Here is a 15,293-nt window from a genome sequence, read left to right as displayed (position 1 = left end):
CGCCAAGCAATTCTAAGCTTTTCTTTGTTTGAAAAAGTCCTACCCTCGCGATGCCATCGTCCTGATGGCCGCTCGGCTCGGCACGTCCTGTGCCGAATTTAGGACTTTTTCAAAGTCGAAAAGCAATAATTGCTAAAGCTCATGAAATATGCTATTTTGAAATCCTTTCATGGGGCTTTTCATACTTTAGCTAACAAATAGGTTTGTCAACAATCTGTTTATGGGGTTTTGTGTATTTATTATAAAATATTAAGGTATATTTTAAAATTTTACGACAACTTTAATGTTTTTTTGACAAAATATTGATATAATATAATTAAACAAAGGTAATTTGAGGAGAGCTATATATGAAAAAAAGTATCAGGTTTTTTGTTATTACATTGATAATGATTTCATCACTGGTACCTCTTTTGACTTTTGCATTTTTGTTTTTCAATAATACCTTTAACTTTTTTATATCTAATGATAAAAGGAATATACAATCCGTGCTTGAAAAGGAAAAAAAGTATATTGAAAGGTTTGTAGAGGTTAATATTAAAGATGTTAAGTTAGTTGCAACATCTGATAACGTAAAAACCCTTAAAAGGGAAGAGATAATAGACGTATTTAAGAGGGTAATGAATGTAAGAGATGATTTTCAGAAGATGAAATTTATAAAAAAGAATGGTGAAGTTTTAGAGGTTCATCGAGATGGAAGAATTAGAGAATATAAAAAGGCACAGCTTGATTATTTTGATAAATATGCAATTGAACACGGAGATATTGCCTTTTATACAAACGAAGAGGATAACAAAGCTTATATGTGTTTTGCATCGAATTTTTTAATAGGCCAAGAAATATATGCAACTTGTATTGCATATATGCCAACGGATACAGTAGATTTTTTTACTAACAATATAAATTTAGATGCAATAGCTGAGATATATATAATGGATAGCAGAGATAAGTTCTTAATAAAAAAGGCAGATAAGAACTTTAATCAAAACGCTGAAATAAAGTTGCCAATAAAAAACTCAGACTGGGCTTTAGTTGCTGACATTAATAATCAATATTTTAAGGATATACTCTATAAAAACATACTTTTGAAGATAATTGTGTTTTTAGTATTTATTATTATTTCTATCATTCCAATTGCAAACTATATAGTAAATCAAGTTGAGGATGTAATGGGAGAGATAATCGACGCGGTAGAAAATAAAAAAAGGATAGAAGGTAAAAATATATTCTTCTATAAAATATATGAATTTAGCAAATTAAAATCTCAAATAAATAAATTTTTTGGATACATTAACAAAGGTTAGGGTGGGTTAAAATGTTTAAAAGATTGAAGGTAGTTATAACGTTATTTTTATTAGCAATTTCGATACTTCCGCTAATAATGTTTTCATCTACTTTTCTTTTATCAGTAACCAACACTTTTACGGAAAATGATGAAAAAAATATTATAGAAGTACTGAATAGAAATAAGAGATATCTTGAGGCCTTTGTTGAAATGAATATAAATGATATGAGGCTACTTTCCAATTCGGATAACTTAAAGACCTATAAAAGAGATGAGATAGAAGGGGTATTGAGAAGATTTTTGTTAACAAGAGAAGAATATACTAAACTTAAGTATATAGATAAAGATGGATGGATGATTGAAGTTTATAGAGATTTGGCATTATATAAAAAATATGATAGTTTGAATATTAAGGAAAGTCTTTTATTTAACAATGGTTTCTTTTGCACAGTAATTGAAGAAGATGGAGTAGATTATGTTGCATTTTCAGCACCATATAGAGAAGATGGAAGATATGGTGTAGTTGTTGGATATATTGATTCAAAAAAGTTTGATTATATTTTGAAGGATTATAATTTAGTTGGTTTAGGCAATATAATCATACAGGATAGTTTTGGAAAGAATCTGTTTAGGATGTCTAAAGAGAATAAAAAATATAAGGAAGACATAATAGAACCAATAAAAAATACAGATTTTAGTATGATTGTTACAATAGATAGACAGGACATAAGAAATGAATTTTTGAATGACCTATTTAAAAAGGTTGCACTATATTTCTTTTTAACTGTGGTTTTGGCAATAGTATTTGCCTATATAATTTCCGAATCAATAAACAAATATATAAATAGAGTAATAGTTAGCATAACAACTCTAACAAGAATAAAAAGTTCAGATAGTATGCTTGATAATATAAACGAAGTTGAAGTATTCAAAAATAAATTTAATGAAATAATTGAAAGGTTAAATAAGGATAAAACTGATTTAAATGATAAAGTTAATATGGATTCGTTAACAGGTCTATATAACAAGAGGTTTTTGATGGAACAGTTATCATCTAAACTTGATGAGGATAGTGTGGACACATATTTTATGATGGCAGATATAGATTATTTTAAAAGAATAAATGATACCTATGGACATATGGTTGGGGATAAAGTATTAAGAGCATTATCAAATATTTTTAAGGAGGGAATAAGAGAGGGAGACTATGCAATAAGGTTTGGGGGAGAAGAGTTCCTATTAGTTATTACAGGTGTAACAAAAAGGGATGCCCTAAATATTGCAGAAAGACTTAGAAAAAAAGTAGAGTCCTTCACATATCAAGAAGATAATTTAAATATAAAGTTTACAATTAGTATAGGTGTTACAAAATATAGAAACAACATAGACTATTCAATAGATTTAGCAGATGAGGCTCTATATAATGCTAAAAAATCAGGAAGAAATAGGGTTGTATATAAAGAGGCGTAAAAAATAAAGAAGCGGGAAAAATAAGTATGAGGTGTTATTATGGAAAAACTACTACTTATTGTTTCTCGCTCTGCTGCTTTTTTGATAGATTGGACTATATTTATTATAGTTTATTTAATATTATCAGAACTTGGTGCATATGCATATCTTCTATCTCTATTTGCTTTATTTATATACAGGGTGTTTATGCAGGCTAAATTTGGCCAGACATTAGGAATGATGCTTTTAAAGGTTAGACTTTCTGATTATTCCTATAAAATTGCTCTGAAAAGAGAAATATTTAGAATAGCTTCAAGCCTTTTTTATATAGGTTACCTATATGCCCTTTTTGACAAAAAACTTAGAACCCTTCACGATATATCCTCAGGCGTTTATGTGGACTATGTGGATAAAAAAAGGGAGGAAACAAACATAAATAAATTAATATTCTATATTTCATACTTTTTACTAATTGTTTCAATGTTAAAGGGTACCTCAAGATTTTTATTAGATGAAATTGGACAATTTGGACTTAAAAAATATGCCATATCGGATGAATACTTTCAAAGCTTTGAGGGAGATAACCTTTTAAGCTTATCACAAGAGGAACTTTATCTTAAAACTGTAGGGCGTAGATATACTGCAATAATAGATGAGGGTGGAAAAAAGGTAATCTACAGAATATCAAATAAGCTAAAATATACAGAGGTATATAGGTTAAATAAAAGTGGAAATGAATTTATAGGGGAATATAAATTTAAAGTTGATTTTCCCATACAATTTATAGAAAGCATAAACTATAAAGGTGAAGGCAGTTTTTGTGCAGTAACTCCAAAGGGAGAACTTATTATATTTTCAAACTGGGGAGATATATATACAAAAAAATATATAAAAAATAAAGATGTTGTGAATATAAAAACTGGGGATTTGGATAAAGATGGATTAGATGAAATAGTAATATTGAATAGAAATGCAGATGTTGAAATATATAAGGTAGATAAAGGAGAATTAGACTTAATGTTTTTTGGTAAAATTGGAGAGGACATTTTACCATCTGCCTTTATGATTGAGGATGGAATAATTGTTTTGTCAAAGGGTGAAAATAAGACAAATATATATAAATATGATTTTAAGGGAGGGCAGTTTGTATATAAATTTAAAAGGCAAATCAAAAGAAAGGATATAACAAATATTTTTAAATTTGATGGTGGATATTTAATAAATAATATTGGAAGAAATAATATGATGTTTAAGGTAGGAAATATACAAATCTTTGAAGTATTAGATACTAATTTTAAAATAAAATATAATTTTGGAAAAAGACCTGCAAGAAGGTATTCCTATATGGTAAGGATAGTTGAGGAAGTTTGTGATATAGATGGAGATGGTTTAGATGAATTGGTTGTAAAGTCTATTGGAAAAGATGATGTTATGGGGCATTCCTACAGAATTGAAGTATATAAACAAAATAAATTTTTACTAATGATAAATAGGATATTAACCCTGTGGTCTTGACAAAAACTATCAAATTTTGTACATTAATTTTAATAATGTTAAATGCTTTGAAGGAGAGAGTAGCATAATACCGTGTCAAAAGAGAGCTGGGGTAGGTGAAAGCCAGCGGCATAGGGTTATGTGAAGATGGCTCTGGAGCACAGCAGTCGATATGTAGGCTGTTGCGGCATTGCCGTTATCCAAATTAAGGCCGAAAGGCGAAGTAGGGTGGTACCGCGATACCTCGCCCCTATAAGGGGCGAGGTTTATTTTTTATAGTATAAAAATGATAAAGTATAATAAATAATACTTCTAGAACAGATAAGTTTATAAACAAAAAAGAAAGGAGAGAAATAAATGGAGAAGAAGAGATTTTATATTACAACCCCAATTTATTATCCAAGTGATAAGCTACATATCGGTAATACCTATACAACTGTTGCAGCAGATGCATTGGCAAGGTTCAAGAGATTAACAGGATATGATGTAATGTTTTTAACAGGAACAGATGAACACGGACAAAAGATACAAAGAATAGCAGAAAAAAATGGTGTTACTCCTAAAGAATATGTTGATAAGATTGTTGCTTCAATTAAGGAACTTTGGAAGACAATGAACATATCTTATGATAAATTTATAAGAACGACAGATGACTATCACGAAAAGGCAGTTCAATACATATTTAAAAAGCTATATGACAATGGAGATATATACAAGGGATATTACGAAGGCTGGTACTGTACTCCTTGTGAATCCTTCTTTACAGAAACACAGCTAAAGGATGGTAAGTGTCCAGACTGTGGAAGAGATGTGGAATGGACGAAGGAAGAAGCGTATTTCTTTAAGCTATCTAAGTATCAAGATAGATTACTAAAATATATTGAGGAACATCCAGAATTCATTCAACCTGAAAGTAGAAAGAATGAAATGATAAATAACTTTCTAAAACCAGGACTTGAGGATTTATGTGTTTCAAGAACATCCTTTACTTGGGGAGTACCTGTAGAGTTTGATCCAAAGCACGTTGTATATGTTTGGATAGATGCCCTTGCAAACTACATAACTGCATTAGGATATGGAAGTGAAGATGATACATTATACAAAAAATATTGGCCTGCAGATGTACATCTTGTAGGAAAGGATATAATAAGATTCCATACAATTATTTGGCCAATAATGCTTATGGCACTTGATTTACCACTACCAAAGCAGGTTTTTGGACACGGATGGCTGCTTGTTGATGGTGGAAAGATGTCAAAGTCAAAGGGAAATGTTGTAGATCCTGTTGTTCTTACGGAGCATTTTGGTGTTGATGCAGTAAGATACTATCTTTTAAGAGAGATACCATTTGGTCAAGATGGACAGTTTACAAATGAAATGTTTATAAAGAGAATAAACTCAGATCTTGCAAATGACCTTGGAAACCTTGTATCAAGAACATTAACAATGGTTGAAAAGTATTTCGATGGAGAAGTTTCAAGAGGACAAGAGGGTCAATATGATGATGAATTAAAGACTCTTGCAGTAGAGACTCCAACAAAAGTTGAAGAGCTTATGAATAAATACAGAATAAGTGATGCAATGGATGAAATATGGAAACTAATTTCAAGAGCAAACAAGTATATAGATGAGACTATGCCTTGGGTTCTTGCAAAGGACGAAAACAGCAAGGATAGACTTAAGGAAGTTCTATACAACCTATCAGAGTCAATAAGATTTGTGACTATATTATTACAACCATTTATGCCAGATACTGCAGAAAAAATAAAAAATCAGTTTAACTTTGATGATTTAACTTGGGATTCAATTAACACATTTGGAAACATTAAAAATGGAACAAGAGTAAAAAGAGGAGAACTTCTATTCCCAAGAATAGATGTTGAAAAAAAGCTTGAGGAACTTGAAAAGTTGAATAAAAAGGAAGAGAAGAAGGAGGAGAAGAAGATGGAACCTATAAAGAGTGAAATTACAATAGATGATTTTTCAAAAATAGATTTAAGGGTTGCTAAGGTTTTAGAGTGTGAAAAAATAGAGGGAGCAGATAAACTTTTAAAGCTAAAGGTTGATTTAGGTGGAGAGCAAAGACAGGTTGTTTCAGGAATTGCAAAACACTTTAAGCCAGAAGAGCTAATTGGAAAAAATGTTATATTAGTTGCTAACTTAAAGCCTGTAAAATTAAGAGGAGTAGACTCCTATGGAATGATTTTAGCAGCTTCAACTTCAGATAAGGAAAAGCTTGTTCTTGCTACAGTTGATGGCGATATAGAAGCAGGTGCACAGGTTAAGTAAGGAGTGATAGCTTGATATTCGATACACACGCACATTATGATGATGAAGCTTTTAACGAAGATAGAGAAGAGGTTATAGACAAAATTAAAAAAGCAGGTGTTGGACTTGTACTAAATTGTGGTGCAAGTATTGAAGGGTGTTTTAATACGGTAGAACTTGCACAAAAATATGATTTTTTCTATGGTGCAGTTGGTCTTCATCCCCACGAAGCAGAAAAGAAGAATGATTTGAATATTATTGGTGATTTACTTTCAGAGAATAAGATTGTTGCAGTTGGAGAAATTGGACTTGATTATTACTATCCCCACGATAGAGAAAAACAAAAAAGACTATTTATGGAGCAGATGGATTTAGCAAGGCAGTTAAATAAACCAGTTGTAATTCACGATAGAGATGCCCACGAGGACACTTTAAAGATTATTAAAGAGTTTAAGGGAGTTACAGGTGTTCTTCACTGTTATTCTGGAAGCTATGAGTTTGCAAAGGAAGTTGTCAAACTTGGATATTTTTTAGGCTTCACAGGAGTAGTTACCTTTAAAAATGCTAAAAAAACTGTGGAGGTTGTACAAAATATACCTCTTGAATATATTTTAGTTGAAACTGACTGCCCTTATATGGCACCAGAGCCTAATAGGGGAAAAAGAAATGATTCTTCATATTTAATTTATGTAATAGATAAAATTTCAAAGATAAAGGAACTTGATTATAAAAAGGTGGAGGAGACTACATATAACAATGGTTTAAGGGCTTTTAATCTATAAGCCCTTAAATTAATTTTTTGTAAAAAAAATGAAAAGTGAATAATTGGGTTTTATTTTTTGAAATTTTTGTATATAATATTAATAAGTTGCCTCCGTGCTGGGATTAGAGTGTATGAATGCTATTATTTTTGTTTATAATTTTTTATATATAATATGCCAACTATAGGCATTAAAAATTTTCCAGCTTGGGAAGCTGGGGTATTTGACAATTAATGACGAATTGTGTATAATGTGATAGTTGTCCCTGGTCCCAATAAGGAGGTGTTAATATGAGCAATATGACCTCTAAGGTAAAGACCAGAATAATAGGTAATCCCAGGTTTCTTGGCATTGTAACCGCCTGTGTAGTTGCCTTTTTAATTTTTTATGTTCAATCTGAGAAAACAGTAACAATAGTAGATGGCAAAGAAGTAGTTAAGGTGGCTACCTTTAAGGCAAGGGTTAAGGATGTCTTAGTGTCTTGTAATGTTAGTGTAGGAGACAAGGATATAGTTACACCTGGGCTTGACAGTAAAGTAGAAGATGATGCTGTTATAAATATAAAAAGAGCAGTTCCAGTTACCATTCAGGTTGATGGTAAAGTAATAACAATAAAAACTGCTCAAGATAAGGTAGAAGACGTACTACAAGAAGAAGGTATTGTCCTAAATGAAAAGGACAAAGTATCTCCAGCCTTAACATCTAAGGTAGAACAAGGAACCAATATCAAAATAACAAGGGTAGAAGAACAAATTATAACAAAAACAGAAAGAATACCTTATACTATAGTAAGAAAGGCAAATAATAACCTTGCAAAGGGGACAACCGAAGTTCTACAGGATGGTCAAGATGGAGAGAAGGAAATTGTAACAAAGGTAGTATATGAAGATGGAAAAGAGGTTTCAAGACAAGTTGTAGCACAAAATGTAAAAAAGGCTCCAGTAAATAAAGTTATAGCATACGGAACACTTGCTTGGATATCAAGAGGTGAGAGCAAGATATTCTATGTTAAAAAGTTTAGAATGAGAGCTACCTGTTATACTTCAAGCTATGAAGATACAGGTAAGATGCCCGGAAGTCCTGGATTTGGAATAACTGCAACAGGTACAAAAGCAAGAAGAGATGAAAATGGGTACAGTACAGTTGCAGTTGACCCTAAGGTTATACCGCTTGGAACAAAGCTATATATTCCTGGCTATGGATTTGCAATAGCAGAGGACACAGGTGGTGCAATTAAGGGAAATAAGATTGACCTTTATTTTAATCCAGGAAGCCGTGAATACAGAACCTGGGGAGTTAGATATGTAGATGTTTATGTTTTAAAATAAGGTGGATTTCCACCTTATTTTTTTGTATAATTATTAGGTTGTGTAGAAGTATAATAAAAGAGGTGTTTAGTTTGATTAAAGAAGTTATAGTTGTAGAAGGAAGAGATGATTTAATTAAGGTAAAACAGGCAGTTGATGCAGATGTAATAGTTACGAGTGGTTTTGGAATTACGGAAAAAACAATAGAGAGGATAAGGGAAGCACAAAAAACAAGAGGGGTTATAATATTTACTGACCCTGATTATGCAGGAGAGAAGATAAGAAGAACAATATCAGAAAAGGTAAAGGGATGTAAACACGCATATATGCCAAGGGATAGAGCTATTAAAAATGGAGACATAGGAGTTGAAAATGCAAGCATAGAGAGCATAAGGGACGCCTTAAATAAAGTTCAAACAGAGATTGAAAATCCTAAGATAGAGTTTACAATGGAGGATATCATAAAATACGGACTTGCTGATACAGAAAACGCATCTGAACTTAGGGATGAAGTTGGGAAAATTTTAGGAATAGGATATGGAAATGCAAAACAGTTTCTAAATAGATTAAATAGATATGGAATAAAAAGAGAAGATTTTGAAAGAGCTGTATATAGAGCAAAGGAGGGAAAAGAATGAGTCTTGCTTCAAAAACTAAAGATATAGTAAAGCATTTTGAATTTAAATTCAGTAAGAGTTTAGGACAAAACTTTTTAATAGACCAAAATATTCTTAATAAAATTGTTGATTCTGCAGAGCTTGATGAAAATAGTACTGCTATTGAGATAGGGCCTGGTATTGGTGTTTTAACTCAGGAGATGGCAAGAAGATGTAAAAAGGTTATTGCAGTTGAAATAGACGACACGTTGATCCCTATATTAAATGAAACCTTAGCAAACTTTGAAAATATAAAAATAATACATAATGATGCGTTAAAGGTTGATTTTAAAAAGCTTATAGAGGAAGAGGAGTTAGAAAATATTAAGCTTGTTGCAAATTTACCATATTATGTAACAACACCAATATTAACCAAGGTTTTAATGGATAAATTACCTTTAAAATCGATTATAGTTATGATTCAAAAGGAAGTTGCAGATAGGATAGTTGCAAAACCTGGTACAAAGGAATACGGTTCTCTTTCTATATTAGTTCAATACTATTGTGACGTACATAAGGTATGTAAAGTATCAAGAAACTGCTTTGTACCACCTCCAAAGGTGGAATCAAGTGTAATAAAGATGGATTTAAGACCCCCAAAATATCACGTAGTGGATGAAGATTTATTTTTTAATGTAGTAAGACACGCCTTTAATATGAGAAGAAAAACCCTCTTTAATGCTCTAAAGCCAATAGGGCTTAAGGAGGATGAGCTTCACAATGTGTTTATTGAGGCTGATATTGATGAGGCACGAAGAGGAGAGACATTAAGTATTGAGGAGTTTGCTAAACTTTCTAATATAATTTATACAAAACTTAAAAAATAAGGACAATTTTTCGGTTAATGTTCATATACTATAATGATGAACATTAACTGGGAGGTATAAGAGTGTCTGCTAAAAAAAGTTATAGTAGATATTTCATAATATTACAGGAAGAAGATAAGGGCTTTGGAATAGCTATAGATAAGCAGCCAACGGGATATACAAAGATTGAAAACAAGAACGGTAAGTGTAAGATTACTGTTTATGTACAGAATCTTGTTAAAGAAAAGGGCCCATATGTATGTTATCTAATTGATACAACAAAAAATCCACTCTATACAGCAAGGCTTGGAGAGGTGCCTGTTGATGATACAGGAAGAGGAGAAATTTGGTGGGAATATAAGGAGGATAATGTAGCAGATACAGGTCTTAATGTTGATAAGTTTAATGTTTCAACTATAGTTGTAGAGGCAGAACAGACCAATTTTCCACTTGTAGGATATGTGGGAAAAGAAAGGGCAAGTTTTAAGGACAGGTTTGTTGTAAAAAAGAGAACAGTAGAGGAACCTAAAGAAGAGGTTAAAGTTGAAGTTGAAGTTAAAGATGAAGTTGTAGAAAAGGAAGCAGAGAAGTTTATTGAATATGAAAATGAAATAAAGAAAGAAGTTATGAAATTAGAGGAAGTTAAAGAAGAGAAAGGAGATGAAGAAGACACTATATATGATGAGGCAGCCAAAGTAGAATTTTTAAGGAACGAAGAGCTAGAAACAAAGAAACAGCAAAAACACGCAAATTATTTCGAGGAGATACTTAGGGATTTTGAAGAGGTAGATGGAATAACTGAAGAGTATTCAAATTGTAGGTGGTGGAAGGTTAAGTTAGACTATGATATTAAATTAAAAGACAATAAATATTATCCTTACTACTGTGCAATATACCATGTAAAGATGGCATATCCTTATATTAACTATTTAAAATATTGCAAGAATACAGGATACTACTACTTTGGAATAAAGTATGATAAGGATGGAGAAGTTAAATATCTACTATACGGTATAGAAGGAGAAAATGATGTCAAATCCCAGCCCTATAGTGGTATGACAGGTTTTATAAAGTGGATGAAAATAAAGGATAAGGGTATGTGGGTTATGACCTATAATCCCTACAATGGCTGTATAATGATTCCTAAACCAAAGGATAAGTAGATTTTGAGCCCCATAGAGTAAAACTCAGATGGGGCTTTTTAAGTTTTAAATGGGAGGGGTTTTATGGGTAAAAATAAAATATTTTTAGTTGTACTTGTATCTATAATAGTTTTTATTTTATCTTTAAATTGGTTGTCGATTTTTAAATTGTACAAGGTAAGTTTAAACTTAAATATAGAGAATTATAAAGAGATTAAAGTAGAAAGGTATGGTATAATATATTATCTACCTGTGAATTTTGAGCATATTGAAATTAATTTTGAAGATAATGAAGTTTTATATCACGCAGATTTTAAATCAAGCGATGGAAGTATAAGAGGAATAGTTGAGGTTTTAAATATTAAAGATTTAGAAAAATATTTGGATAATTCCCAAAAGAGTGCTACTGGAGTAGTTGATTTTAAGTTTTTTAATATTTACAATAAAAAGGTAGCAAATAAAGATGGATATTTACTTGAATATATAAGGAGGGGAAATGATAATAAATACTATAGGGTCTACGAATATTTTGTTAAGACTAATAAGGGATATGTATTTAGGATGAGCTTTTTTATAAGGGATGAAATTTTCAATGATAAGTTTTATAATCTATTTGAGGAGATAGTGAATAAAACTTTAATTAAATGAGGTGGATTATGGATAAAAAACAAAAGATATTTTTGATAAAAAAAAGAGTTAAATTTGTACTTATGGCTTCTTTTATATCAATTATTGTATTATCTGTTATTTCAATAATATACGCACTTATAAGACATAAAAATATAATTAAAAATATCTATACTACACTATATTACTTTGGTGGCTTTAGTATGATTTTAGCTATACCTCAACTTTATAAAAGAAACGAAGATGCAAAACTTAGAAGGATTAGAAGACAAAGCCCACTTTATGGTTTTTATGATATGAAGGAAAATCCATATACCGAGGAGGCAATGGAGGAGGCCTTTGAGGAATTTAGGGAGGATGGTTTTTACACAGGTATATCAATTTTTTTATATTCTGGTATAATTTTATTAATAGCTTTTTTATTAGAAAAGGTTTATATGCTAAGGGGGTAAGGTGTTATGCATCCAATATTATTTAGAATAGGTAATATAACAATATATAGCTATGGCTTTATGATAGCTGTTGGTATTCTTTCGGCAGTTATTATTAGTATGTATAGGGCAAGAAGGGTTGGAATAAGTGATGATGTTGTACTTGATATTGCAATCTTTGGGGTTTTAGGAGGAGTAATTGGTGCTAAGCTTCTATTTATAATAGCAGAAGCACCTTATGTAATAAAAAATCCTGTTGTGCTTAAGGATATGATTAAGGGTGGATTTGTAGTATATGGAGGTTTGATAGGTGGAGTTTTAGTAGCATATATATACTGCAGAAAAAAGAAGGTTGATTTTTTAAAAATGTTTGATGTTGCAGCACCAGCAATTGCAGTAGCCCAAGGTTTTGGAAGAATAGGATGTTTTTCAGCGGGCTGCTGCTATGGCAAAGAAACAACAAGTCCATTAGGAGTAGTATTTAAAAACTCGCCCTTTGCACCAAATGGAGTAAGACTTATACCTACACAGTTAATTTCAAGCTTAGGAAACTTTTTAATTGCAGCAGTGTTATTTTATTTTTCTAAAAAGGCAAAACATAACGGTCAAGTAGCTGGTCTTTATATGATTCTATATAGTGTAGGTAGGTTTATGGTTGAGTTTTTAAGAGACGATCCAAGAGGCAATGTATTGTTTTTCTCAACATCACAATTTATTTGTATATTTGTATTCATAGTTGGAGTTTTTGTATATAATTTTCACAAGCTAAAAAGAAGTTAGGGTGATTAAGTGATGATGATTTATGAGCTTAAAAATGGAAAAAAGCTTGGTATAAGACGTGCAGAAGAGAGAGATGCAAAGGAATTAGTCTCAATGTATAATAAATTAGGCACAGAGTCAGATAATTTAACATTTGGTATGGATGATTATTATCTGAATTATGATCAAGAAAAAAACCTTATATATAATTTGAATACCAGAGAAAACTGTCTTTATATTGTTGCAATATTAGATGGTAAAATTATAGGTAATTTGAGCTTTGTTGCATCCCAAAGGAAAAGGCTTATGCATAGAGGAGAATTAGGAATTGCAGTTCTTAAGGACTACTGGAATATAGGGGTTGGAAACAGCCTTATGGATTATTTCTTTAAATGGGCTCAAAGCACAGAAAAAATTAAAAAGGTAGAACTACAGGTAAGAGAGGACAATATGTCTGCTATAAGTCTATATCTTAAATGGGGATTTAAATTTGAAGGTAAAATATCACGTGGTATAATGGTTAATGGTAAATACTTTGATTTATACTATATGGGAAGAACTATAGGATGGTGATAGAGTGAAGAAATTTTTGATTTTTGCTTTAGCCCTATTTATATGTTTAAGTACTTCCTGTAGTGTATTTAAACATATAAATCCAAAGATAGAAGGCAAAATAAAAAAAGAGACTAAATACGAAAGAATTATTATAACAAGTACAAGACTTGCAGGAAGATATACAATGTTTGATGCCTCTTCAATAAAAAGATTTTTAAATAAAATATATGAAGCAAAGGACATAACAGCAGAAACTAAATTTGAACCAGATTTTTTTATTGAATTTTATGACTCAAACAAAAAAGTAGCAACCTTCAAATATATTGCAGGAATAACGGATGAGACACAGCCTAATTTGATTGACGAGGATGGAAATAGATATTATGTAGATAATAGTATAGAGGATGAATTTATAAAAAGAATAATGAAAAAAGAGATGTTCAAAGGAGCAAAAGAATATTACGTTTCGCTCTTAGAGGATGTAATAGAGAGAATACCTAAAAAAGGAATTGGAAATAATAAAATTTATATTGATATAAACAAGGATTATATGGTTACTAAATATCTAACAAGTGTTGATATGTTTAATATTTTTGATTCCATAAAAAATAATTCTGTTGAAATATCCGATAGCATAGATAATGCTGATTACGTTGTTACAATAGTTACAAACACATATAATGATACTAAGGTTGTAGCAAATGTTGTAATAAAGAATAAAAATAATGTGGTTCAAAGGCTTTTATATGAGGGAAATAGAGCAGGTGATAAAATAACATATTTTATTAAGAATAAGTAAAATAATAGCTTCATATTTATAGATATGAAGCTATTATTTTTGTAGGTGGTGTTATGAAGTATTTTAAAGTCTTTATAATTACAACTATTATTGCAGTTACAGTTTTATCTATTCTTTATCTTACGAAGTTTGCAAGAAGAATACAGGAGTATACCTTTTTAGGTGAAGATAGTTTTAACATTGTACTCTATACAACAAGTGATAATAGCTTTAGTGATGGAAGTATAAAGGACCTTTTAGACTACATAGAAAATCTACAAAATGGATTTGGAGTAAAATTCATTAATTTAGGTTATGTAGGTGATAAGGAGATATTAGAGAGGAAGCTAAGTAGGATAACAAAAGAAAACGGAAGGTATATTATTTTAGACATATGTGTGAATGACAAAATGGTAAATAAGGATACTATACTTTTAAGAGTAGAAAAAAATGAAAACTATGATAGTAATATAAATTACGCAAATAAAATAAGAGACATTTTAAATAAGGATAGGGTAAATATTTTAGGAGAGAGCAAATGTTATATGCAGGAGTTTGGTGATAAGGCACTTAGGGTAGAAATTAGCAGTAAAAATACAATAAATGATGCAAAGAAATTAATTGATAAGGTAATGTATGCAATTTTTAAAACAATAACTGATGGAGAAATATAAACATATGTTTTTCTATTTGAAAAAATTAGGAAGTTTAAAGAATTTACAGGCTGTTGAAAAAGTTATATATTGATTAGCCCCATGAAGGATTTCTTGGGCATCGATTCATTTCGCTAAGCAATTCTAAACTTTTCTTTGTTTGAAAAAGTCCTACCCTCGCCATGCCATCGTCCTGATGGCCGCTCGGATCGGCACGTCCTGTGCCGAATTACGGACTTTTCCAAAGTCGAAAAGCTAAGAATTGCTAAAGCTCACGAAAGAGCCCATTGAAATCCATTCATGGGGCTTTTTCAAAATTTAGCTA

At 30.9% G+C, this 15,293-nt stretch carries 15 protein-coding genes and 1 other annotated feature; all 15 genes read left to right on the top strand.

Translation table 11 applies throughout. The annotated features are described in order from the left end of the window. Positions 1 to 347: 347 nt before the first annotated feature. The 15 genes from JG776_RS10775 (at position 348) to JG776_RS10705 (ending at position 14,989) form a co-directional block, all read left to right on the top strand. The gene (locus JG776_RS10775) at positions 348 to 1,301 is read left to right on the top strand and encodes a hypothetical protein (protein ID WP_291967376.1); all 954 of its coding nucleotides are present in this window, start codon (positions 348 to 350) and stop codon (positions 1,299 to 1,301) included. Positions 1,302 to 1,312: 11 nt separating this feature from the next. Beyond that, positions 1,313 to 2,752 (top strand): GGDEF domain-containing protein, encoded by a 1,440-nt coding sequence (locus JG776_RS10770; protein ID WP_291967374.1) that lies wholly within the window; start codon positions 1,313 to 1,315, stop codon positions 2,750 to 2,752. Positions 2,753 to 2,791: 39 nt separating this feature from the next. Continuing rightward, complete coding sequence (locus JG776_RS10765) at positions 2,792 to 4,246, top strand: RDD family protein (protein ID WP_291967372.1); 1,455 nt, start codon at positions 2,792 to 2,794, stop codon at positions 4,244 to 4,246. Positions 4,247 to 4,284: 38 nt separating this feature from the next. Beyond that, positions 4,285 to 4,480 (top strand) — a binding site (T-box leader). A gap of 102 nt (positions 4,481 to 4,582) precedes the next feature. After that, a complete protein-coding gene (gene metG / locus JG776_RS10760; protein WP_291967370.1) occupies positions 4,583 to 6,514 on the top strand; it encodes a methionine--tRNA ligase in 1,932 nt (643 codons plus the stop codon). Between the two features lie 11 nt (positions 6,515 to 6,525). Beyond that, the gene (locus JG776_RS10755; protein WP_291967368.1) at positions 6,526 to 7,275 is read left to right on the top strand and encodes a TatD family hydrolase; all 750 of its coding nucleotides are present in this window, start codon (positions 6,526 to 6,528) and stop codon (positions 7,273 to 7,275) included. A gap of 269 nt (positions 7,276 to 7,544) precedes the next feature. Further along, entirely contained in the window at positions 7,545 to 8,582 is a 1,038-nt protein-coding gene (locus JG776_RS10750; protein WP_291967366.1) for a 3D domain-containing protein, read from the top strand. Positions 8,583 to 8,653: 71 nt separating this feature from the next. Beyond that, the gene (rnmV, locus tag JG776_RS10745; protein ID WP_027309479.1) at positions 8,654 to 9,199 is read left to right on the top strand and encodes a ribonuclease M5; all 546 of its coding nucleotides are present in this window, start codon (positions 8,654 to 8,656) and stop codon (positions 9,197 to 9,199) included. Beyond that, on the top strand, positions 9,196 to 10,044 hold the full coding sequence (gene rsmA / locus JG776_RS10740) for a 16S rRNA (adenine(1518)-N(6)/adenine(1519)-N(6))-dimethyltransferase RsmA (protein WP_073247930.1): 849 nt from the start codon (positions 9,196 to 9,198) through the stop codon (positions 10,042 to 10,044). The genes rnmV and rsmA overlap by 4 nt, the downstream gene beginning before the upstream one ends. Positions 10,045 to 10,106: 62 nt before the next feature. Beyond that, positions 10,107 to 11,186, top strand: coding sequence for a hypothetical protein (locus JG776_RS10735; protein ID WP_291967361.1), 1,080 nt, complete (start codon positions 10,107 to 10,109; stop codon positions 11,184 to 11,186). Between the two features lie 63 nt (positions 11,187 to 11,249). Further along, a complete protein-coding gene (locus JG776_RS10730; protein WP_291967359.1) occupies positions 11,250 to 11,813 on the top strand; it encodes a hypothetical protein in 564 nt (187 codons plus the stop codon). Positions 11,814 to 11,821: 8 nt separating this feature from the next. Continuing rightward, a complete protein-coding gene (locus JG776_RS10725) occupies positions 11,822 to 12,244 on the top strand; it encodes a hypothetical protein (RefSeq protein WP_291967357.1) in 423 nt (140 codons plus the stop codon). 6 nt (positions 12,245 to 12,250) lie between these two features. Continuing rightward, the gene (locus tag JG776_RS10720) at positions 12,251 to 13,003 is read left to right on the top strand and encodes a prolipoprotein diacylglyceryl transferase (RefSeq protein ID WP_291967355.1); all 753 of its coding nucleotides are present in this window, start codon (positions 12,251 to 12,253) and stop codon (positions 13,001 to 13,003) included. A gap of 12 nt (positions 13,004 to 13,015) precedes the next feature. After that, positions 13,016 to 13,555 carry a GNAT family N-acetyltransferase gene (locus JG776_RS10715; protein WP_291967377.1) on the top strand — a complete coding sequence of 180 codons (540 nt, stop codon included), beginning with the start codon at positions 13,016 to 13,018 and terminating at the stop codon, positions 13,553 to 13,555. 4 nt (positions 13,556 to 13,559) lie between these two features. Further along, positions 13,560 to 14,336, top strand: a complete 777-nt coding sequence (locus tag JG776_RS10710) for a hypothetical protein (RefSeq protein WP_291967353.1) — start codon at positions 13,560 to 13,562, stop codon at positions 14,334 to 14,336. 53 nt (positions 14,337 to 14,389) lie between these two features. Further along, the gene (locus JG776_RS10705; protein ID WP_291967351.1) at positions 14,390 to 14,989 is read left to right on the top strand and encodes a hypothetical protein; all 600 of its coding nucleotides are present in this window, start codon (positions 14,390 to 14,392) and stop codon (positions 14,987 to 14,989) included. Positions 14,990 to 15,293: the final 304 nt, after the last annotated feature.

It is taken from the genome of Caloramator sp. (assembly GCF_020054765.1).
Lineage (GTDB): Bacteria > Bacillota > Clostridia > Clostridiales > Caloramatoraceae > Thermobrachium > Thermobrachium proteoclasticum.
Note: the sequence above shows the minus strand (reverse complement) of the source record. Positions and strands in the feature narration are given on the sequence as shown.

Excerpts from the sequence above, each read along its gene's own strand:
- JG776_RS10765 (WP_291967372.1), top strand. The coding sequence starts at position 2,792 with ATGGAAAAACTACTACTTATTGTTTCTCGCTCTGCTGCTTTTTTGATA.
- JG776_RS10720 (WP_291967355.1), top strand. The coding sequence starts at position 12,251 with ATGCATCCAATATTATTTAGAATAGGTAATATAACAATATATAGCTAT.
- rsmA (WP_073247930.1), top strand. The coding sequence starts at position 9,196 with ATGAGTCTTGCTTCAAAAACTAAAGATATAGTAAAGCATTTTGAATTT.
- JG776_RS10715 (WP_291967377.1), top strand. The coding sequence starts at position 13,016 with ATGATGATTTATGAGCTTAAAAATGGAAAAAAGCTTGGTATAAGACGT.
- JG776_RS10750 (WP_291967366.1), top strand. The coding sequence starts at position 7,545 with ATGAGCAATATGACCTCTAAGGTAAAGACCAGAATAATAGGTAATCCC.
- metG (WP_291967370.1), top strand. The coding sequence starts at position 4,583 with ATGGAGAAGAAGAGATTTTATATTACAACCCCAATTTATTATCCAAGT.
- JG776_RS10730 (WP_291967359.1), top strand. The coding sequence starts at position 11,250 with ATGGGTAAAAATAAAATATTTTTAGTTGTACTTGTATCTATAATAGTT.
- JG776_RS10705 (WP_291967351.1), top strand. The coding sequence starts at position 14,390 with ATGAAGTATTTTAAAGTCTTTATAATTACAACTATTATTGCAGTTACA.
- JG776_RS10775 (WP_291967376.1), top strand. The coding sequence starts at position 348 with ATGAAAAAAAGTATCAGGTTTTTTGTTATTACATTGATAATGATTTCA.
- JG776_RS10770 (WP_291967374.1), top strand. The coding sequence starts at position 1,313 with ATGTTTAAAAGATTGAAGGTAGTTATAACGTTATTTTTATTAGCAATT.
- JG776_RS10725 (WP_291967357.1), top strand. The coding sequence starts at position 11,822 with ATGGATAAAAAACAAAAGATATTTTTGATAAAAAAAAGAGTTAAATTT.